This is a genomic window from Caldicellulosiruptor naganoensis, from assembly GCF_026914285.1.
In the GTDB taxonomy this organism is placed as follows: domain Bacteria; phylum Bacillota; class Thermoanaerobacteria; order Caldicellulosiruptorales; family Caldicellulosiruptoraceae; genus Caldicellulosiruptor; species Caldicellulosiruptor naganoensis.
Genome location: NZ_CP113864.1, coordinates 531,338 through 553,679, shown reverse-complemented (window position 1 = coordinate 553,679; position 22,342 = coordinate 531,338). Strand labels below are relative to the sequence as shown.

General features: G+C 34.8%; 14 protein-coding genes and 2 pseudogenes. 2 read left to right on the top strand and 14 right to left on the bottom strand.

From position 1 onward, the window contains the following. The first annotated feature begins 76 nt into the window (after positions 1 to 76). Entirely contained in the window at positions 77 to 1,555 is a 1,479-nt protein-coding gene (istA, locus tag OTJ99_RS02525) for an IS21 family transposase (protein ID WP_083943534.1), read from the top strand. Next, complete coding sequence (gene istB, locus OTJ99_RS02520) at positions 1,552 to 2,343, top strand: IS21-like element ISCsa9 family helper ATPase IstB (RefSeq protein WP_045164761.1); 792 nt, start codon at positions 1,552 to 1,554, stop codon at positions 2,341 to 2,343. The genes istA and istB overlap by 4 nt, the downstream gene beginning before the upstream one ends. Here the strand turns inward: istB and OTJ99_RS02515 are convergent. From OTJ99_RS02515 to OTJ99_RS02445, 14 genes and pseudogenes are all read right to left on the bottom strand, one after another. Next, complete coding sequence (locus OTJ99_RS02515) at positions 2,340 to 2,768, bottom strand: hypothetical protein (RefSeq protein WP_052671482.1); 429 nt, start codon at positions 2,766 to 2,768, stop codon at positions 2,340 to 2,342. The genes istB and OTJ99_RS02515 overlap by 4 nt on opposite strands. A 54-nt stretch (positions 2,769 to 2,822) precedes the next feature. Continuing rightward, on the bottom strand, positions 2,823 to 3,035 hold the full coding sequence (locus tag OTJ99_RS02510) for a hypothetical protein (protein ID WP_045165369.1): 213 nt from the start codon (positions 3,033 to 3,035) through the stop codon (positions 2,823 to 2,825). A gap of 239 nt (positions 3,036 to 3,274) precedes the next feature. Continuing rightward, complete coding sequence (locus OTJ99_RS02505) at positions 3,275 to 3,640, bottom strand: hypothetical protein (RefSeq protein ID WP_235374658.1); 366 nt, start codon at positions 3,638 to 3,640, stop codon at positions 3,275 to 3,277. A 24-nt stretch (positions 3,641 to 3,664) separates the two neighbouring features. Further along, a pseudogene (locus OTJ99_RS02500) lies at positions 3,665 to 3,793 on the bottom strand (RHS repeat-associated core domain-containing protein); the annotation flags it as partial. A 429-nt stretch (positions 3,794 to 4,222) separates the two neighbouring features. Then, positions 4,223 to 8,839: a DUF6531 domain-containing protein gene (locus OTJ99_RS02495; protein WP_235374659.1), complete on the bottom strand. Its 4,617-nt coding sequence runs from the start codon at positions 8,837 to 8,839 to the stop codon at positions 4,223 to 4,225. A gap of 318 nt (positions 8,840 to 9,157) precedes the next feature. After that, entirely contained in the window at positions 9,158 to 10,096 is a 939-nt protein-coding gene (locus OTJ99_RS02490) for a sugar phosphate isomerase/epimerase family protein (protein WP_045165370.1), read from the bottom strand. Between the two features lie 42 nt (positions 10,097 to 10,138). Further along, positions 10,139 to 11,182: pseudogene (locus OTJ99_RS02485) on the bottom strand (Gfo/Idh/MocA family protein). 94 nt (positions 11,183 to 11,276) lie between these two features. Beyond that, positions 11,277 to 12,257 (bottom strand): LacI family DNA-binding transcriptional regulator, encoded by a 981-nt coding sequence (locus tag OTJ99_RS02475; RefSeq protein ID WP_045165593.1) that lies wholly within the window; start codon positions 12,255 to 12,257, stop codon positions 11,277 to 11,279. Between the two features lie 91 nt (positions 12,258 to 12,348). Beyond that, positions 12,349 to 13,620 (bottom strand): MFS transporter, encoded by a 1,272-nt coding sequence (locus tag OTJ99_RS02470; RefSeq protein ID WP_045165371.1) that lies wholly within the window; start codon positions 13,618 to 13,620, stop codon positions 12,349 to 12,351. Positions 13,621 to 13,673: 53 nt separating this feature from the next. Beyond that, complete coding sequence (locus OTJ99_RS02465) at positions 13,674 to 14,369, bottom strand: anaerobic ribonucleoside-triphosphate reductase activating protein (RefSeq protein ID WP_045165372.1); 696 nt, start codon at positions 14,367 to 14,369, stop codon at positions 13,674 to 13,676. 122 nt (positions 14,370 to 14,491) lie between these two features. Continuing rightward, the gene (locus OTJ99_RS02460; protein WP_045165373.1) at positions 14,492 to 17,353 is read right to left on the bottom strand and encodes a UvrD-helicase domain-containing protein; all 2,862 of its coding nucleotides are present in this window, start codon (positions 17,351 to 17,353) and stop codon (positions 14,492 to 14,494) included. 31 nt (positions 17,354 to 17,384) lie between these two features. Beyond that, the gene (locus OTJ99_RS02455) at positions 17,385 to 19,997 is read right to left on the bottom strand and encodes a 3'-5' exonuclease (protein ID WP_045165374.1); all 2,613 of its coding nucleotides are present in this window, start codon (positions 19,995 to 19,997) and stop codon (positions 17,385 to 17,387) included. Positions 19,998 to 20,209: 212 nt separating this feature from the next. After that, positions 20,210 to 20,413, bottom strand: coding sequence for a hypothetical protein (locus OTJ99_RS02450; protein ID WP_045165375.1), 204 nt, complete (start codon positions 20,411 to 20,413; stop codon positions 20,210 to 20,212). A gap of 112 nt (positions 20,414 to 20,525) precedes the next feature. Continuing rightward, entirely contained in the window at positions 20,526 to 22,340 is a 1,815-nt protein-coding gene (locus tag OTJ99_RS02445; RefSeq protein ID WP_083943525.1) for a bifunctional homocysteine S-methyltransferase/methylenetetrahydrofolate reductase, read from the bottom strand. Positions 22,341 to 22,342: the final 2 nt, after the last annotated feature.

Here is a 22,342-nt window from a genome sequence, read left to right as displayed (position 1 = left end):
GCCTTCTGTAGTGTAGAATGGAAAGTATGGAAAAACTACAGAAGGAGAAGATAATAAGAAAATGTTGGGGGTTGCAATGCACACAACAATCTACACTCTTTTCAAACAGGGATACAACAAAAGTCAAATAGCAAGGTTGTTAAACGTGGATAGAAAAACTGTTAGAAAAGTAATCCAAGACATTGAACAGAAAGGAGAAGTTGAGAGAAAATCAAAAAATTCAGTATTGGATAATTACAGGCAATTCATTGAGGCAAAAGTTAACAAAGGACTTTCAGCAAAGAAAATATATCAAGATCTACAAGCGGAATTTGGTTTTGAAGGAAGCTACTCGAATGTAAGAAGATATGTCCAAAAGGTAAAACAAAAGATAGCAAATTCAAAGGTGTACATGGTTTTAACAACGCTACCTGCAGAAGAAGCTCAAGTTGATTTTGGATATATAGGTAAGATAAAAGTTGATGGGAAATTCAAAAAAGCATGGGTATTTACAATGGTTTTAAGTTATTCAAGATATATGTATGCAGAGATAGTATTTGACCAGACAGTTGAAACATTTATACAGTGTCATAAGAACGCATTTAAGTATTTTGGTGGAGTAGTAGAAGTTGTGAAGATAGACAATTTAAAAGCAGGTGTATTGAATGTTGATTTTTATGAAGCGCAAATACAAAAGGATTATGCAAGTTTTGCAAGCCACTATGGATTTTTACCTCAGCCATGCAGGGTATACACACCGACTGATAAAGGCAAGGTAGAATCGGCAGTTAAGTATGTTAAGCAAAACTGTTTTTCTGGGGAAGAATTTAAGGATATTGATGAGGCGAGGGAGCATTTAAAAAACTGGCTTGATGATGTAGCAAATGTGAGAGTACATGGCACAACCAAGAAAGTTCCCAAAGAAGTTTTCCTCTCAGAAGAGAAAGAAAAGTTAATAGCTCTTCCTATTGAGGAATACCACATATCAAGAAGCTCAATTCATAAAGTAACTACTAACTGTCATCTCATATACAAAGGAAACTATTATTCAGTGCCATATGAGTATGCAGGATATGAAGTAGAGGTAGTTGAGATGGGCAGTTTTTTGAGGGTGTTCTTTGAAGGTAAAGAAATAGCCCTTCATCAAATTGTCAAAAACAATGAGAAGGGCAAATACGTAACCAACAAAGAACACTATCCCTCGTCTAAGAATATAACAATTGAGGATATATTGTCAAGACAGAGGGATAAAATGGCAGAAATTGGTAATTGGGCGTTGGAGTTTTTTGAGGAATTTATTAAGCAAGAAGGATTTAAAAAGTATGATTACAGAAGCATAAGCGGGATAATAGCCTTGAAAGAAAGATATGGAGCGGAGGCAGTGGACAATGCGTGTAAAAGAGCTTTAAGTTTTAGAGGATTGAGTTATAAGGTTGTCAAGAACATATGCGAAAAAGGGATAAGCGATTTGCCTGTATATGAAGATGAGAGTTACATTAATGAGGGTACAACAGAGCTTTACAGGGATATCAAGGAATATAACAAATTGCTTGAGATGGGAGAATTGCAAAGATGAATGATCTTTTGTTGGGAAAACTAAAAGATTTGAAATTATCTGGGATAATAAAGAGTTTTGATTTAAGAGTAGAGGAAGCTATTAAGAATAACTTTTCTTATCGAGAGTTTTTTGAGATATTGATAAATGATGAAGTGAGTAACAGGAGAATAAACAGTAATCAAAAGAGGATAAGCAAAGCGAGGTTTCCATGGCACAAGACATTAGAAGAATACAATTTTAGTTATCAGCCTTCAATTAATAAGAGGTTTATATACAATTTGGCGACCTGTGAATTTGTCCGCAAGAAAGAGAATGTGGCCTTCATAGGACCGCCAGGGACAGGAAAAACACATCTTGCAATAGCGATAGGACTTAAAGCTGTAGCACTTGGATATAGAGTTTTGTTTACCACAGCAAATGAGATGTTAGAAGAGTTGTATATTTCAAGAGCGGATAATTCGTATCAACAAAAGCTAAAAAACTATGTTAATGTGGATTTGTTGATAATAGATGAGCTGGGCTTAAGGAAATTTAATCAAAGCAGTGTAGATGATTTTTATGAGATAATATCGAAGAGGTATGAGAGAGGATCGATAATAATAACCACAAACAAGGTATTTGAAGAGTGGCCGAGGATATTTTATGACCCAGTCTTAGCAACGGCAATTTTAGATAGATTTGTACATCACTGTCATTTTGTAGTTATCAAAGGTGAAAGTTATAGGATGAAGCAAAGGGAGGGTGCTATAAAAGCTTTAACAGATGATTCCAAGAATGAGTCAAATCAGTTAGATAATGATAATTAAATTTTTTTGAAAACAGGTGGGGAAAAAATATTATCAAAAGTGGGGAAAAGGTATTGACAATAACACAAAGGTGATACCAGCATTCCTGATACATCCAAATATTCTACCACATAGTTCCTAGTTGGTATTATATAATGTTCAATATAATCTGGTTCAAGTATTAGACTATCTTCAACAATCCATTCAATATACCCAGTATCTTTTGCAACATACATATACAGCCCTTCGTTATGATAAATTGGCTCTATTTTTTTTAACTGCTCCATTAGTTTCCTCCTGTTTTCTGTAGCACAATAGAGCACTGAATAATTCCACCCACCAACCCATACGTAAAATTTTCTTTCATCTTGAATTATCTCTATTAAAAGACCATCATCTTCATACCTAACAGCATTACAATTAACCCTTATGTTTAACCAATTCAACTTCATCAACCTTCTTTATTTTTTATAGTACTATTTTACATCTTAACTATTATTTTATTTATAATATCTAAATTTTACTATCGTCTTATTTTCGATTTTACCATTTTCTTCTACTGGCCCTATTATTTCCAATGTAGGTTTACCAAATTTACTATTCACTCTTGCATTTACTGTTATATTATTTTCAAGCTCACCAATATATACAATGTTATCACCTGTTTCTTTTATTCTTACATTCCTTGGCCCTAAATTGTAAAAATCTCTCAAAGCACCTTCAACCCCCCTTCTCTTGCATATTGTGGCACCTTTGAATTACTACCTTTGCCTTTTTTGGGAGGCTTAATCCGTTTTGATTCTTTTATCAAATCCTCAAGCGTAATCCTCTTCTTAGGTGCTTCTTCTGCTGCCTTCCAAATTAAACCTTTTACTCTCTTACTTATATTACCTAACTTCTGTATTAACTTTGCTCCTAATTCTATCGCTCTCTTGCCTAATATAATATCTGCTTATGTTGCTACTATTGTCCCAACTACTATTCCTAACTTCTTTCCATATTCCTTAACTTCTTCATTACATGCTCTGCCACTAAACACTTCTCTTGTATGCTTTATAACATATTCAACAGGTTCTACATACCTATCATATAAACTCTTCAATAATTCCTTTATAACATCACTGTTTAATAATTTCGGTAAAGCTTTTGCTATATCAATAAATGCTCCTATAAACCTAAAACTGATAATATCTCCTAATGCTTTTAATTGTTCCCTTGCAACTTCCCATAAACCCAATCCCAATCCTTGGATTAACAATATGCTCTGTCTTACACTTAGCTCTCCACTCGGATCTACATATATCAGCGGATTGTTCAAACAATATACATATGGATTCTGACTTGTAAGCTCGGCTATCTCTCCAAATATCCTGTCCTTGCTTATAAATCTGCCTACCTGCGGTAAATAATATCTTGCTGTGGCATATAAATATCCGCTCTCTTTATCTTCTTTATATCCTGTAAATCCTATTACATCTAACCCTCTTATTTTCCCTATCTCTACTACTTTTTCCCCAAATTCGCTATATGCTTTATATCCTTCTACTTTGCCTCTCGCATCAACGATTATCTGAGGAGTGAATAAGTCGTCTGTTAGATAATAGTAGCTATATGGTTTTCCTCTCTCTTTTACTTCTGCTCCTATTATACCATTCCCATATATATACTCTTCTTCTGCTCCAAAATTTGTATTAATTGCTACTAAATCGTCATTTTCACTTGTCTCATCATATACATACTCATATTCTGCTCTGTATCTTTTGTTATTTATTAACTCTTCACAACTTTCCTGAATTCTCCTAACTCTTTCTTCATTCAGATACTTCCTGAGTACATCTCTGCTAAATTTTGATAGCTCTACTATTTCACTTACTCTCTTGCCTGATGAATCGTATTTGTATCAACTTTCTATTCCCCATATTGTATTTACCTTTGTAAGCCTTCCCCGAACATCAAATGTATTTCTTACAATCTCTGTCTTGCCAGATTTTATACTTATTATGTTCCCTTCGCTGTCATATTCCATTTTGTTCTCTGGCAGTTTTATGCAGTCAATAAGTCCTGTGGCCTTTATTTCGTATAACCTCTGTTCATCGTCGTATTTATAGTCAATTACATTTGCAAGTATCCTTCCCGCATACTCTTCTTTTCTTACCCTGTTGCCAAGTGTATCGTAAAAATATCTCTCTTCAAACCCATTTTCTCTTTTTGCTTTTATAAGTTGATTGCGTGTATCATACTCATAATATACTTTTCCTTCAGTTATTCCTGCTAATTTATCTATCTCTCTTTCGTTTATCCTCTTTTCTGCATAAATTTTGTTCCCGTTTGGATCATACTTGTACAGTATTTCACTTAGTATCTTAGATTTTGAACCGTAATTTGCAAGTCTTGTCAGCTGTGAAACCGCATCATATTCATAAACACTTCTTACTCCATTTGGCAATATCTTTTCTATTAGATTACCTTTAGCATCATACTTGTACTTTGTCTCTTTACCATCAGTTGTAACTTTTATTAACCTGCCAACAGCGTCATATTCGTACTGCACCAATCGACCGTTAGGATATTTTATTGCAGCTTTTTCTCCTCTTTTGGTGTAACTGTACTCAAATGCTCTGCCTTTGTAATCAACTACTTTTGTTACCCTACCCAAAACATCATATTCATACTTTTTGCTTCCTAACCAATCATTTACTTCAACAAGCCTGTCTAAATTATCATACTTGAACTCCACAGTTTTCCCATCGGCATAGGTTATCTTTGAAAGATTGTTCACTGCATCATATTCATACTTTGTAGTGTTGCCGTTCTTATCAACACTTTCAATTAAATTTCCATCTGCATCATAGGTATAAACTTTTACATTGCCTAACGCATCTTGCTCTGATACCAACTGTCCTCTTTTATTGTATTTGTACTTTATTACTATTTCCTTCAACTGCTCCGAATACTTTTCACCCTTTGTTTTGTTCATTCTTTCTATCGTCTCTTTTGTTACTCCCATAAATTTGTGAATTTCTATTACGTTATCATTTGAATCATAAACAAATATTTCCCGCGCACCATCAGGCGAAATTACCTCTACAAGTCTATCAACAGCATCATATATAAATGTGGTCTTGTTACCCTTTGCATCAATAATTGCGCTCAGTTTTCCTGTTGGCGTATACTCATATCTCTTCGTATTGCCAAGAGCATCTTTTGTCATGACTAATCTGTCACAGTTATCATAGTAATACTCTGTTACCTGACCATTGGCATCAATATATTTCTTCAAATTACCGTTTCTATCATATTCAAATCTGTTTGTTGAACCGTCTGCAAAGGTTATCTTGACTAAATCTCCTTTTAAATTGTATTCATAGCGTGTTGTTGCTCCAACCTCGTCAGTTTCAGTGCTAATTAGCCCAAGCGCATTATAGCTGTATTTTACAATGTTCCCTTGTGCATCTTTTTTAGCAACAAGTTCACCTGCTGGATTGTACTCATATTCGGTTACATTTCCCTGCGCATCGATAATTTTCTTTATCTTGCCATCGTAGGTATACTCGAATTTTGTACTTCTGCCTTTCGCGTCAATTTCTTCTATAACTCTGTTAAGAGCATCATAAACATACTTTGTCTCTTTCCCGCTACCACTTATTACTCTGGTAACATTACCGTTAGGGTCGTATTCATACTTTACAATAAATCCCTCTTCATCTTTCACTGCAACAAGCCTGTTCAAGTTATCATACGAATATTCTATGAAAGTGCCATCCGGTTTTATTATTTTCTTCAAATTCCACATATTATCGTATTCAAATTTTGTCACCCTACCAACCGCATCTGTTATCTCACTTAGCTTGCCAATTTCATTGTACTTGTAAATTGTTTGTCTTCCAAGCTGGTCAATTATTTTTGTCACATTGCCTTTAGCATCATATTCAAATTCCTGAGAAGTATTGTCAGGATACTTTATTGAGGAGATATAACCTGCTTTTGTCCACGAAAATGCTGTTTTATTACCCTCGGGCTTAATCATCCCAATTAATCTGTTGAAAGTGTCATACTCATAAGTGGTTATACTTCCCAATGGATCTTTTACTTTTGTTACGTTTCCTTTTTCGTCATATTCAAACTCCTGAATTGCTCCATTTGGATAGATAATCCTTTTAGGAAGACCCTTTTCGTTATATTCTACCTTGGTTTCTCTTTCAACTTCATCTCTTGTTAATATCACGTTGCCTTTATCATCATACTCAAAAGTAATCGCAGTTCCATCGGGATTTTTAATTTTTATTAAATTGTCTCTACTGTCATATTCAAATTGTGTAACAAAGCCAAGAGGATTAATTTCTTTTATTAGGTTGCCTTTTTCATCATATTCGTACCTGTAACTGTTGTTATTCTTGTCAATATAACCAATTATCTGATTGTTGTCGTCAAAGATATACTGAACTTTTCCATCTTCAAATTCCTGTTCGAATATCCTGTATTTGCCATCTTTTTTATAAACAATTTTAGCTCCATTTGGCTGAATATATGTGGTAGTGTGAGCAACATCATCATACACAAATGTGTGCAAGCTGCCGTCTGCTGTTTGCTGACTTATTACTCTGCCTTTTTCATCATATACGTTTACTACTTCTGAAACTTCAAGCGGATTTATTATTTTTGTAAGTCTTCCTTTTTCGTCATATTCATATCTGTATTTGTTCCCCTCAACATCTGCAAACCAAATTAACCTGTCCCCATCATAGCCATATTCAACAAAACGCCCATTGTTATCAGTAACTTTTGTCACATATCCATCTGTATTGTAATGGAAGGTTAAATATCCAATCAAAGATTCAATTTTTACAAGTTTACCATCCTCATAAACCAGAGTTGTTTTATTGCTATTTTCATCTTCTATTGCTATTAATTTCCCGTCCAAATTAAAATAGAATTTGACCTCTCCATTGAGTTCAAGTATATAATCGTTCTGGTTTTTAGTGATAAATTTTTTGTTATCAAAAATTGATATATATTTGCCAATATCTTGATTAAAAACAAAATCTTCTGCATGCCCATCACTAAAGAATACTCTTAGTTTTTCGCCCACTTTTTTAAGTTTAAAATCAAATGAGCATCTCCAATTATTGCCAAATATACCCTTGTATGAATCAATAGAATTATAAAATCTGCTAAATACTATCTTGTTACTACCCTCAATAGAAATATCATCAGAACTTGTTACAAAATTACCCACCGCTGGATTTACAGGCTCACCTACTAAACAGCTTGTGCCATTCTCAATGGTCTCAATTCCAGTTTGATATAAAAACTGGTCGCCGGCTGGATGAGGAGGTATTTTTATTGTTCTTGATAAAACTTTACCCTCAACATTATCTGCCACAACTGCAACAGAATAAGTCAACGTGGTTTCTTCAGGAAACGGTTCAACGAATACCTTCCACGAAACTAAACGTTCTTCTCCTGGCTTTAAACTGTCAATAGTTTTTTCAGCTTCTTCTTCAATATCAAGTCCGTCAGGTAATACAATCTTTGCTTTTACATTGTTTACCTGGACATTTGAATTGTTCATTATATAAGCTGTTACAGTAAAAGGATTAGGATAATAATCATTTTCATTTGCTTGAATTTCACTTACAGATGTTAGATTTACCGCTAAAGGTGGTCTCAGTTCCTGTGTAAATTCGCCTATACCATAATATGTTACAAACTCTTTTTCTTCATTAGGAAGAAGAATTTTATTTTCCCAATATATTGCAACAGCACTGTCACCACCATATGAAGTACCATTAGAAAACCTCACATTTGGGTTAACTGTGTAATTCCATGGAGTACGATACAAATTTGACCAGTGAGCAAATTGAACTCTATCTGGTCTATTTCCTTTATCTGTATAAAATATCCCTTGAGTTATTATAGTGGGATTTGTAAGTGTATCAAAGGCTTGATAATATTCGGGTATATTATCACCAGAAAGTTCAATCTCGTTAGTAACTGCTCCAAGCCCTGGTACTCTAAATGGTGCTCCATCGTTACTTCCAAGCATTGTGTCAAGCATTATCCTAAGACCAATATTTTTAGCTTCTGTTGAACTATTTTTTATTTTATACTTTATCTGAACAGTATCTTCTCTTTGAGTTGTGGCACTTTTGACAATAGAAAGCTCTTGAACAATATATACATCATTTGCTACTTGCTGGCACAATGAAGTGGTTCCACTGTATGAAATGGATGAAGGATTGAAAATAAAGTATGAACCATCAATATTGATTGTTGTATAGCTTGACCATGCATCGGGATGCCCATAAAGCATTATTTTACCATCATCATTTGGATTTGAAGGATCACCTTTTCTTGCCCCTATTGTAAAACGGCCCCTTAAATTATTATTTTCTCCACGTAAAAAATACTCTATAAAATCATTTCCAACAGGCTGTGATGCAGTCTGAACTGACGCTGACAGAGAAGCTGAGTTTGTGGAAAAAGTAGTTAAGCGCGAGATTGATTTTGTCGACACTTGTGGAGCAAGACTTTTTTTATAATTTTATATTCCTCCTCGCTCATCTGAAGAAAATTCTGCTGATCAGAAGGAACTGTGCTGACCTGCTGAGCAAAGGCTGTGAGATTAAAAAATACATTAGTGGTTAAAAAAGATAACAAAAGCAGCAATGACACTATTTTTTTTGTTATTTTCTTCATTCTATTCTCTAATTTTTCTTAACTGTCAACTATTTTTATAATTTATATCTTAAGTAAGCATAATAAATAAAAAGGTTGGCAAAAACTAATCTTTGCCAACCGCAAAAATGTATACGTTGTTAAAATATATACGTTGTTATATTTTAGTGATAACATCCTTTAAATATTCAAACCCAAGCTTTAGACCCTCTTTTACTTTTTCTTCAGTCCCCTCAAATTCTGGGTCTTCATGTTCTATGCTCACCACAAAGCTATAGCCGTTTTGTTTTAGCTCTTTCAAAAATGCTTTCCAATCAATCTCGCCACGACCTGGCATTCTGTACACCCAATATCCCATATCCCATTCATTTTTCCTTTGAATCTGGCTACCAAAAATGGAATATTTATTGAGCTTGTCTTTCAAAATCTGAGTATCCTTTGCATGGACATGGAATATTTTGTCTTTGAACTCTTTTATGACCGAAACAGGATCAATCCCAAGCCAAAGAAGGTGCGATGGGTCAAGGTTCAAGCCAAAGTTGTCGTAAGGAAGTCTTGAGAACATCTCTTCCCAAAGCTCAGGTGAGTATGATATTGTACCCATCCATCCACCGTTTGGGTTCCAGCCTGGCATAGGGCAGTTTTCTATTATAATAGATACATTTTTTGACTTCGCATACTCTAAAATCTCTTTGAACACAATCTCAAACTCATCAAAGTTCTCTTTAATTGTCTTGTTATAGTTTCTTCTAACAAATGTCCCAACATACTTGACACCAAGAAGATGAGCTGCATCAATTACCTTCTTTAAATGGTCATGGTATGACTTTCTTATGACAAGGTCTGGGTGAAGATTTTTGTCATAATATGCTAAAGAAGAAATCTGCATATTATTGTCCTCAAAAAGTTTCTTTATTCTTTCTGCTTCATCTTTTGTGAGGCTTACAACATCTAAGGTTGTGCTCGAGTAGTCTCTTGTGTTTTTCACAGGCCAGCATGCAACCTCTAACATTTCAAAACCAATGCTCTTTGCCCATACAACCAAATCATCTAACTTCACATTTGGAAGGCATGCAGTCAAAAATCCAAATTTCATTTTTCAAAACTCTCCTTTTGTATTCAAAGGATTTATAAGCTACTAATAATCAATCTTAACAATCTTGCCAGTTTTAGCCGACTCAAAACATGCAAATACAACTTTCATCGTCTTGAGTCCCTCTTCGCCAGAGATTTTTGGTGGGGTGTTTGTTAATATACAGTTTATAAACTCATCCATAACACCTGACTTTGTCTGCTTCTCATTTGTCTGCATTGTGTCAAGTTCAAAGTACGCTTTCTGCCCATTTGCATACTTAATTATCATTGAAAACTGCGGGTCACCATACAGAGTAATTGACCCTTTTTCACAGTGTATAACTGTTGAATTGTCTTCACTTCCGGGATATGTCCAAGAAGCTGTCACAGTTCCAATTGCACCGCTTTGAGTTTTTAAAATGCAAACAGCGTTGTCATCAACGTCTATTAGCTCTCCGTTTGGATACCTCTTTGCAAGTGTTGTGACAAACACAGCTGCCTCAACAAACTCTTCACCAAGTAAAAACCTCATCAAATCAATCTTGTGAACACCCAAATCACCCATGCTGCCAAACGCAGCTTTTTCTTTGTGGAAAAACCACGTATCAGGTTTGTCTGAACTCCAGCTCTCAGGTCCACCATGACCAAAGGTGGTTTTAAAACTCAAAACTCTGCCAAGCTCACCACTTTGAATAATCTGCTTTGCTTTTATATGAGCTTTATTGAATCTCTGATTGTATGCTATCATCAAAAACTTTCCTGTTTCCTTTGCTGTTTCTACCATCTTCTGGCATTCGTCAATTGTTGTTGCCATTGGTTTCTCGCAGAGAACGTGTGCTCCTGCTTATAGGGCTTTTATTGTAGCATCTGCATGAAGGTAGTTAGGTGTTGCAACAACTACCGCGTCAAGTTCTTCTTTTGCCAACATTTCATTATAATCAGTGTAGATCTTTTCAATTCCAAACATCTCTGCAACTTTTTGAGCATTTTCAATCTTATCACTGCAAATAGCAACAAGGTCAACATGTGGATTCATTTTTGCCTCTGGAGCATGTCTGTACTTTACAATCGAACCACTTCCAATTATCCCAAGCTTTATTTTTTCCATTCCAAAATCCTCTCCTTTGTTTATGTAAATGATTACACATAAATTATATAACAAAATGTAATCAATTACAATGAGTTAAAAACAAAAAAATACCTTATGCAGACTCTCTTGTTTTTATGTCATGAGGAAGAATAACTCTCTCTTTTGAAAAGCTATTATTTTCCAAACTACTTATCAAAATTTCTGTAGCCTTTTCTCCAATTTCATACATCGGCTGAGCAACTGTTGTTATACTTGGTTCATAAAGTCTTGAAATCATGATATTGTCAAACCCTGTCACTGCAAACTCGTCAGGTATTTTAAGCCCTACTGCCTTTGCTGCTTTTATCGCCCCTACCGCCATAAGGTCAGAGGAGCACGCAACTGCGTCATATTTTTTTGAACAAATAAGAGTTTTTAACTTTTCATAAATCTCTGTAGATCCATACCTACACCTTATGATATTCTCCTCTTTAAACTCCATCCCATTTTTCTCAAGTGCTTGCCTGTAACCTTCTTTTCTCTCTTCTTCAGAAGGAATCCCTTCATTTCCTATTGCACAAAGGATATTCTTTTTTCCTTTTTTTATAAGATAATCTACAATCTCAAAAAAAGCCTTCTTGTGGTCTATAAGAACGCATGAGGTATCTAAAAACGGATAAAACTCACAAGCTTGAACAATCTTTTTCGGGTCAATTTCAAGAAGAGCATCTTTGCTAATTTTGGCAGAAGCAATTATCGCACCATCAACCTGTTTTCTTTCAATAAGCTTCAAATAGTCTGAAGCAATTTCAGGACTGTTCCCTGTTGTGCAAAGAAGTATTCCATAACCATATTTTCTTGCTGTGTCTTCAATTCCTTTTACAACACGCGCAAAATATGCATTAGCAATAGTAGGCAAAATAACCAATATTAAGTTTGATTTGTCCCTCCTGAAGTTTCTTGCAAGAAGGTTGGGCTTAAAACCAAGCTCTTCTATCGCCTTAAGCACTTTTTGGCGCGTCTCTTCTGAGACTTTATTTGAATTGTTCAAAACTCTTGAGACTGTTGCAACAGAAACCCCTGCCCTTTTTGCAACATCCTTTACTGTTGGCATTTTACACCCCCAAAAATTTATATTCCTGTCTTCTATTCTATACCTTTTCCACTCTCTATTCAATAATATTGCTATTCTGCTCCTAAAAACTTTAGCTTTCCTTTAGTGAAAAACCTTCTGTTCTCCTGACCTTCTTGTACATCAGGATTGTGCACAGCAGAGTAAAGAAAGCAGCAAGTCCAAAAGGAAGCAGCTTTGAAAAGCTATAACACTGCCCTGCAATCGCACCAATTGGCATTGAAAAAAGCGACATTAAGAACATAGAAATCGAAAAGACATGGGCCCTTCTTTGGTCGTCAACAGAATTTGCGAGGATTGCATCAGCAAATGAATAATAAATTGTGGCGCCTATTGAAGCAAGTATTGTAGAAACAATCATGAGTAAAAAACCAAATATTCCTGGCTTTGCTATCAAAATTAGGGTATTTGAAATGGTAACTAAGAGCATCCCCCAAAATAACATCTTATCGTGGTTTTTGTCTTTCAGTTTTGGCATGAAAAAGACTATGAAAACAACAGTAACAACACTCCAAAGAGTAGGAAATACAGAAATAATATCATCTGGGTATTTTAACCCTTCACTAAGATATATATTCTTGTAGGTATCTCTAAATATAAGTGCAATGTTTCCAAATATAACAACAAGTACAATCAAAAGTAAGTCTTTGTTTTTCAACATATATTTTGCACTATCAAGCCACTCAGAAAATTTGTGGTTATCACTATTGTTATTTTCTTCCACGAGTTTCTGCCCAACTGAACTTTCCTCGGTCACTAAGTGCCTCACAACTATTAACACATTCACTAAAATCCCAAATATAAGCACAACGCTTTTTGTTGCTACAATCAGCCCAAATTTTGCAACGAGCAGACCCATCAACGGAGCAAAAAGACTCCCCACATTCCATACAAAAACAGTTACAGAGTATATTGCAACCCTTTCGTTTTCTGTTGCGTCTTCCATAAGCAATAGCCGCCATGCAAGCTCAGGGATTCTCATAAGACCATTGAAGAGTGTTGCTATTAAAAACCATTCAAAGTTTTTTGCGACAAAAAAGATATAAGAATATAAACACCAAGAAATAAAGTCGCCTATAAGCAAAACCTTTTTCCGGCCAAATCTGTTCACAAGTAGTCCAGCAAAAGGCGATGTTACAAGCATCATTAAATTCAAAATTGTAGACAGCAAGCCTATCTGGTAGTCCTTTACACCCATTCGTGTCATGTAAATTGAGGAATATATGATAAACATAGAATAGGGTATAGCAAACAACGGTTCAAACAGCAAAATCTTTCGGGCATTTGGATTTATTTCCTTAAAAGCTGCAAACATCTGCTCTATCTGTGCTTTGATTTTTATCATAACAAATCACCTCAATAATACAAAAACGATGAAAGCTTTTGACTGCAATTACTTTACAGTCCCCCACCAATTTTAATGTTTTCAATTCCCTCACTCTTTGCACAATTATAAATCTGGTGTAAATATTCCATTTCCAAATCCTTGGTGCCACAAAGTTTGCTGTCCAAAACATCAGGTGTGTATTTGTATGGTTTTATAACATAGAGCTTTGCGTTTTTAAGCCACCTTGCAATCTCTAAGATATCCTCAACTGTATGAATGTTTTTGTTGACGGTTGTTCTAAATTCATAGTCTATTTGTGAGCTCATCAAAATTTCAACAGACTCTTCAATCTTCTGAATATCTTTAAATCCTGTAAGTTCAGGGTATTTTCTGAGGGGTGCTTTTATATCCATTGCTACATAGTCTAAAAGATTTTCTTTCAGAAGTTTCTGTAAAACCTCTGGTCTTGAGCCGTTCGTGTCAAGCTTGACAAGAAAGTCTCTTTGTTTTATCTTTTTTATAAATTCTGTTAAGTACTTTTCGTTCAAGGTTGGCTCGCCGCCAGTGATGCATACAGCGTCAACTATGCCTTTTCTCTTGTCCAAATACTCAAAAAATATGTTATCATCCATAAAATCTCCCTTGAAGTTTACAAGCTGGGAGTTGTAACAAAATGGACACGAAAAATTGCAGCCACCAAAAAAACAAGTAGCTGCAATCTTTTTCGGATAATCAACAGTGGAGATCTTCATAAAATCAACAAGCATGACAATAAACTCCTTTTTGTATATTGTCAAGGTTTGCGCCAAAAACGCGCATATTTTATTTTAACCTTTAAATTCTTAAATTTGCAAACTTCTAAATTGGTTAAAAAAGAAAAAAAGAAAACTTATTCAAGTTTTTTTCTGACCAAAGTCAAGTTTTGCTCATCTTTGCAGTAAAATTCAAAGTCACAGCCTGTGCAATCTTTTCTTTCTACAGATTCTTCAATGAGCTTTAAAACATCTTCCCTTGTCTTGATGCTTCGTATTTCAACAATTGTGTTCAGAATATCCTCAAGGTGTTCGTCTTTCATTTTATACTCAAACATCTTCCCTTCTCTTAGCCAAAATATAGCTGAGCATATACTTTTTTGTATACCTCTTTCCAGCATTGCTTTGGTGTAAAGAAATAGCTGAGGAATGTAAATCTCAAACTTGCTTTCATCAAAATGCAAATTTGTTTTGAAATCCAAAAGATAAACTCTATCCGAAAGATGATATATCTTGTCTACTACACCGCATATTATTTGGTCGCCCAGCTTTAAATAAAAAGGCATTTCACTTTCTTCTTTCACTATCTCATCTTTAATTGAACTTACAAATGGACTGTCGAAAAAGTTGTAAACAAGATTTCTGATCAAGTTCTCATCATCAAACCCATTTTCTGCCATTGCCAAGGCTATGTTTTGATTTAGGCTATCTAATTTGTCAAGTGACGTCAGTTCAAGCACTCTGTGGATGGTTGTACCAAGTATTCTTGCATTTTGAGAGATTCCGGATTTTGTATTTGCCTCATCGAAAATAGGCAGTCCCATGATGTATTTGAAAGCAAAAAGAGCCCTGCAGCTTTTAAAATCTATAATGTGAGTTGGTGATAGATATCTGAACCTGTTTTCAAATCTATCTGGTACGATTGTGGTTGGAAAACTGGAGTTTGTCTTGACATCTACATTTTTTTTAAAACTCTTTTCCAGTTCTTTGTCTTCTTGTAGTTCAAGCTTTTCATACTCAATTCCAACATCACTTGACATCTTAACAATCTCAGAAAACCCAATCTCATCAGCAAAAGACCTTGACCAACCACCTCTTTTTTTGTTCAAAGGCCTTACTGTACAGTTTACCATAAAAAGTCCTGCCATTGGCCTTGTGATTGCAACATAGAAAAGTCTTTTTAATTCTTCCTTTTCTTGAGTTTTGAAAATACTTCCCACAGCTTTGTACTCATCATCCATCCATGATGGTGCAATAGTGTATTCCTTGAATTTTGTGTTGTAGCAGCCTCTGAGTTTTGGACTTCTTTGAATGGGTCCCTGGACGCTTTCGCCGAGCCCTACTAAAAACACTATCGGAAAACTCAAACCTTTTGCTGAATGAATGCTCATCAATATACAGCTGTCATTAAGACTTTTCCCAAACTGCATCCTTTCGTTTTGAAGATTAATAAACCTTTCAAGTTCATCAATTGAAAAGGATTCGCTTTCTTCTACCAAATCGTAAAATAGCATGACATTCTCATAGCTATTCTCACCAAATATGTTGTAAACCTTGCAGCTGTACTCAAAAAGCTCTTCAAACTCATATAAAATCTCAGAAAGTTTTTTGATGTAAAGACTCTCTCTTGCCTTTGAAATGAAGGTTCTCAAATCATCTGGTAAAAGTTCTTGAAGATTATGGATACTGCTAAAAAGTAGATGATGGCGGCTTATACCGAAGATTCTATTTGCCAAAAGTTGTATATACCCTGATTTTTTATTTGGACTCTGTAGAATATTTAAAAGCCCCCACAGAGGTACAATCTCTTCCTGCTGTAAAAGTCCTCTTTTGAAGTTTATCTCAAGAGGAATGTCATATCTTTCAAACACATTTTTGTAAATGTGAACTATATTATTAATTTTGCGCGACAAAATTGCAAAATCAGAGTACCTAACTTTTCGCTTTGGAGCACCTCCAACGCTGATTTCATAGCCATCTTCTATCATCTCCTTTATCTTTCTTGCCACAAAATGAGCCTCATTCACAAGCTTGTTTTCTTTTGTAGGACATACAATTTCAACAATCTTCAAAAAACCATCTTCTTGGTGATGGTAGTTTAAGGGCTTATAATTATTTCCGAATATTATCTGACTTATAGCATCAATCTTTTTCCCCAAAGCCGAATTTGTTCTGTAGTTTGTGCCAAGCTCAATAATCTTATTGCAATTTTCCAAAGCCTCGTCAAAAACTTCTGGCTCTGCTCCCTGAAAACGGTAAATTGACTGTTTCTTGTCTCCAACATAGACGATATTATCGCAGATGTTTTCAAATATAGATTTTTGCAAAAAGTTTGAATCCTGAAATTCGTCTACAATCAGATATTTGAATTTGGAGTTCACATCTTTTTTAACCTCAGGAATTTGCAAAAGTTCTGCAGTCTTTTCTAAAACAAGGTCGTAGGTAATCTCTTTTAAAAACTCATTTTGCATCATATCTTCAATGTGGTCAAATACAAATGCAATTTCCTTATCCAAAGGCATTGACTTGCCAACATATTTTTTTGAATTTGAATATTCTTCTATAAGACCTTCAATAAGGTGAAAATATTCTTCTATGAAAAACCTTTCTATTTTTATTTTGTCTAAAATAGGTGGAATGACAGAAAAATAGTTATCAATGAACTTGTAATATAAACTATTTAAATCTGGCACAATTTTGAAATTTGCATCAACCTTTGCTCTCATCCAGTAAAACTTCAAAAGATACATACAAAATGAATGTATTGTCTTTATATGTGAGCTTTGAATCTTGGAAATTGTCATAATGTCGATATTACTCTGTCTTGCTTTTGAGATTATTCTGCTTTTTAGCTCCCTTGCAGCCTTTTCGGTATAAGTGATTGCAACTATCTGCTGAGGCAGAGCCCTATTTTGAGCTATCAAATCAACATACAGGTTTGCAATCCTTTCTGTCTTTCCACACCCAGCAGAGGCAGTGTACAAAGTAATGTTTGGCATTGCTATTTCCCCCATAGTATTTTTTCATTCTTCAAAATATCACACATACATGCTGATAACCACAGTTAAAGCAACTTTTTATCGGCAGGGTTTTATTGTAAATTTCGGGATTGTGAAGTTTCCTCAATAGGTCTTTTAAATTTGCTAATTTCTGAGTTGTTTCACTATCAAGCTCCCCAATAGTAGAATTATCATATATAACAAACTTTGGCGAATCAAATAAGTATACAGCGGCAACTTTTCCCATATTAAAGACATACTTAGAAAGCCAAAGTTTATCAATTTCATCTTTTCTCTTTGTTTTTACAAAACCGTAAATTTCTTCATCTTCTATTCTGACAGCAAAGTTTGGGAAAAGCTGAATCTCAAATCCTTCAAAGTTTTGTTTTATTACAAGTTGATTGCCCCCAATGTTTTGAGGTATAAACTCTTTTACCTTGAATCTTAACATATTTTCAGTTATTTCAAATGCCATTTCTAGAATATTTTCAGCTGCTTTTCTTTTAACAGCATCATTTGCAGTATATCTCAAATTCTGAACAAGCAATTTGACAATTTCTTCAGCAGGAGCAAAAGATAAAATCCTCTGAATACACATATAAAGAAGTCTCAAGTTAGATGAGAAAAAGGTATCATCACTTTCCGTCTGGTCGACAGAAAATTTCTTAAATCCAAACTTTAGAGGACATTGAGCAAGAAAAATAAGCTCCCTGTCTTTGATTTGGAAAATCTCTGGCACTTTTATATCTTCGTCGATAGGCTGGTTCTCTATTTTTCCTGAATATTTTGCTATCTTATGCTCCCTGTGAGTTACAACACTGCTACATGGCAGGTAACTGTCTTTAATGTCAACAACCTCAATTCCTTCTATTTCCACAAAAGGACTTTTTCCAAGCTCTGATTGATAAAATCGTGGATATGAAAGATAAGTGTTATAAGAGTTTAAAATTGTTCTAAAGCCCACCAACTCCTTTTGGAATGTATAGTCAAAATCTTTTATCTCATCAAGCGAAAGATCCATCTTTAGCTGACTATTCATCAAAAATTCTTCAACCTTTGTCTTGGGAAGAATATCATCAGAAAGTCCTATGAAATACACCTTTTCATAGCCAGAACCAATAGCATCCTGCAGAGTTAAAACATCAATGCCATTTAAGATGTTTATAGAAACATCTATCTTTTTCTGGGAAAGTACTGTTTTGAATAAATCTAAAAATTCTTCAAATGTATAGGTAAAATTGAGTTCTTTTGTATTTTCACAACCTTTTTCAAAAACCTCATTTAAGGCATGAAAAGCTTTTAGAAATTCAATGTCGCTAACAAACTCAGCAGACTTTGTTATACCAAGTCTTTCAAATACCCTTTGGGTTTGTATAAGCCATGCAGCATACGGCTTTGGTTTTTCTGTATCATAATCTTTTTTTATTCTTCCTATACGCCTGTAAACAGTTATAATTTTTTCAAAGTTTTCTTTCTCCTCTTCAAAAGCGTACATATTGAGCAAAAACTCAAGCTCTTCTAAAATGCAGGCCACCTGTTCAAAGTTCATAATGTAAACATCTTTAATTCTTTCTAACAAAATCTCAAAGTTTGCCCCTTCTCTGTTCAAAAACCTGTGGGTAATAATCTTTTCAAACTTCTTTTTGTCAAATTCAGAACCTAAAAATTCTATTAAGTCCAATATAAACTTTACAAATCCAAACTCCAGAAGGCTTTTTTGATGTTCAAGGTTTACTGGCAAAAGCTCTTCTTGAAAAGTTTTTAGCAAAATGTCTTTGTACCTCTCAAGAGTTGGCACAACAACTGCTATTTTGTTAAAATCAATTTTATTTTCAATATAGTCCCTCTTTATTTCCTTTACAAGAGCATTCACTTCAAGGCTGATGTTACTGTATGAAAAGACTTTGATGCGGTTGCCTTTAGAATTTTCTGAAGAGTTACTCAACCCAAATTCAAAACCAAGAGATTTTAAAAACTCAATATTTTTTTCGCAAAGTTCAATGTCATCAAAGTAGGGAAGATAAATTTCTATATTATGGAGCATCTTTGAAAGTACTGATATAAGCCTTTTTTGGTCACATCTAAAGTCAACAAAAAATGCAATCTTTGCGCTATCGTAATTTTTAAGCCCAGTTTTCCCTTTTTCATAGAGCTGAATTGCCAAGTCCTGAAGATATGAAAAGTTTACAAGGTTATTTTGATCAAGGTATTCTTTGTACCTTACAAAAAGAAGTTTTAACCAATCATACTTTTCAAAAGAAATTGAAGATGGCAAAGAAGGATATTCTTTTGACTCCAAAAACATGAGGTTTAAAAGATATAAAACCTGACTTACAAATTCATATGTCAGTACACTTTCAAAGTCTTTTTTCTCTTTGAAGATTTGTTTTAAAAGGTTAAAAACTATCAAAACCTCCTGCTCTCTTGAGATAAACTTTCTTTCCTTTAAAATTTCATTTTTAGCAGTACTTAGCAAATCGTCAAATGTGAATATGTCAATATCAAACAAAACTCCATTTTTTTCAACAAGTCTTTCTCTTAGCTTTTTTATGCTAAAGCGACGTGGGAGGATTATGAGCTGATTGGGTTTTGCGTTTTCTAAAAGGTTTAAATTTAGATTTTTGAGAAGGTAGGCTTTTTTCACGAAATTTTCTCCTCTCTATTGTACTTTAGTGCTATTTATTATACCATATTCTGAAAAAAAAGAAAAAGGACTAAACTTCTTTGAAGCCTTTATCAAAAGACTAAAAAAAGGAGTTTCAAGAACAATTTTTAAAACTTAAAAATGAACAAACAAAACTCAAGGGACTGGTATCTAGTTTTGAACCAGCCCCTTCTTTTCTAAAGCATTCTTTTTCACACAACCATCCCAATCTTCTGCTTCAAAATTTTTATATCCACCTCATGTTCACCATAAAGTTGTTTTGTGGCTTTGCCCATTTCAATTAAATCTTCTATTTTCTTTTTAGCATCATCCTTGAAAGCTGGTATCTCTTCTTTGAAATTTAACATCTTGGTTCTGAATTCCACCAAAAATGCAAGACCATTGTAAAAGGGCATTTATGCTATTGGTATTCCCTTAGATTGTCTGGTACAGAGCATAGACTTCAATGCCTTTAGCACAGCTGCAAAATAACTTCAATCCTACTCCAACCTTGTGATTTAGCATTCTTTAGTCTCTAAACCTCTTTATAATCTCTGCTGCCATTTCATACTTTTCAAAAGGTGGCATAATATAAATTCCTGAGACCATCCTTTTTATTCTATCTACAATCTCGCAGGCAATCTCTATTCCCTCTTTTACTGGGTCTTTTGAGTTTTTCATCCTCTCACGGATTTTATCTGGTATTGTTATACCAGGCACTTCATTGTGCAAAAATTCAGCATGTCGTGATGACCTTAAAGGCAAAATCCCACCTAAAATTGGCGGCAGTTTAAAATCCACCTTTTCAAAAAACCTCTCTAAGCTCTCCACCTCATAAATTGGCTGTGTTTCTATAAAGTGTGCTCCATTTTCTATTTTGCGTTTTAGCTTCTCAATCTCCTTGTCCAAATCATCAGCGTTAAGATTTAATGCAACGCCAATTGTAAAGTTTGTCGCTTTGCCAATTGGATTTCCCATGTAGTCTGTGCCATTGTTTAGTTTGTTTAAAATTAAAACAAGCCCTTCAGAGTTAACATCAAAAACAGGTTTTGCCTGTGGATGGTCGCCAATTGAGGGTGGGTCACCTGTCAGTGCTAAAACATTTTTAACGCCAAGTGCTGCTGCGCCTAAAAGCTCTGATTGAAGAGATATTAGATTGCGGTCTCTGCATGTAAAGTGTAAAATCGCCTCAACCCCAAGCTCTTCTTTTAATATATGCGCAAGTGCAATTGGTGAGATTCTCACTCTTGCCATTGGTGAGTCAGCAATATTTACCGTGTCTGCACCTGCTTCTTTTAAAAGTTTTACGCCTTCTTTTGTCTTTTCAAGCTCTATTCCCTTTGGTGGACTTATCTCAACTGTGAACACAAACTTTTTGCCAAGCTTTTGTGAAAGCTCAGAGGGTGTATCTTTTAGAATGCTCTTTTGTTCTTCTTTCCTTTCAACAACCTCAATTTCTACACTTTTACTAATTGTCTTTACTCTTTCCTTTATAGCCTTTATATGATCAGGTGTTGTACCGCAACATCCACCTATTATTTTTGCACCATATTTTACATACTCATCAACAAACGAAGCAAAATAACTTGCACAAGTTGAGTATACAAGCCTTCCTTGAACAAGCTGAGGATAGCCCGCATTTGGCTGAACAGAAAACGGCCCTTTCAAATGCTGAGAAAATATCTTCAAAGCCTCTAATGTCTGGTGTGGACCATTTCCACAGTTAAGACCTACAATGTCTGCATCAATTCCTTTTAAAAATTCCATAACCTTGTAGATATCCTCACCGTAGATTGTTGTCAGCTCTTTTGTAAAAGAAAACTGAACAATATACGGAATTTTACCGTCAAGCTCTTTTAGAGCTTCAATTGCAATCAAAACTTCATGTGTAGATGCAGCTGTCTCAAATAAAATAGCATCCACACCTTCATCTAAAAGAAAATAAAGCTGCTTTTTATAAACCTCTTTTGCTCTTTTATCATCTATCTCAAATCCACTGCCAACAGGCTTCCCAAGAGTTCCAACACTTCCAACGACATACGCTCTTTCTTTGGCTACCTCTTTTGCAATCTTCACAGCACTTCTGTTAATTTCCTCAACTTGCCCTTCAAAACCGTAGAGTTTTAGCCTGCATTCATTTGCACCAAATGTATTTGTCTCTATACACTGGCTTCCTGCTAAAATGTAGTCGCTGTGAATGTTTTTTACAAGATCTGGGTTTGAGATGTTTGCCCACTCAAGAGGAAAATCTTTGTTATAGCCTCTGTTTAAAAGTTCTGTACCCATTGCACCGTCAAAAAGCACAATAGGCTGCTCATTTAAAAACTCTCTAAAGCTCTTCAATC

What these genes read in the sequence shown, in the direction of transcription:
- istA (WP_083943534.1), top strand. Translation starts at nt 77, where the DNA reads ATGCACACAACAATCTACACTCTTTTCAAACAGGGATACAACAAAAGT.
- istB (WP_045164761.1), top strand. Translation starts at nt 1,552, where the DNA reads ATGAATGATCTTTTGTTGGGAAAACTAAAAGATTTGAAATTATCTGGG.
- OTJ99_RS02490 (WP_045165370.1), bottom strand. Translation starts at nt 10,096, where the DNA reads ATGAAATTTGGATTTTTGACTGCATGCCTTCCAAATGTGAAGTTAGAT.
- OTJ99_RS02475 (WP_045165593.1), bottom strand. Translation starts at nt 12,257, where the DNA reads ATGCCAACAGTAAAGGATGTTGCAAAAAGGGCAGGGGTTTCTGTTGCA.
- OTJ99_RS02470 (WP_045165371.1), bottom strand. Translation starts at nt 13,620, where the DNA reads ATGATAAAAATCAAAGCACAGATAGAGCAGATGTTTGCAGCTTTTAAG.
- OTJ99_RS02465 (WP_045165372.1), bottom strand. Translation starts at nt 14,369, where the DNA reads ATGCTTGTTGATTTTATGAAGATCTCCACTGTTGATTATCCGAAAAAG.
- OTJ99_RS02460 (WP_045165373.1), bottom strand. Translation starts at nt 17,353, where the DNA reads ATGCCAAACATTACTTTGTACACTGCCTCTGCTGGGTGTGGAAAGACA.
- OTJ99_RS02450 (WP_045165375.1), bottom strand. Translation starts at nt 20,413, where the DNA reads ATGCCCTTTTACAATGGTCTTGCATTTTTGGTGGAATTCAGAACCAAG.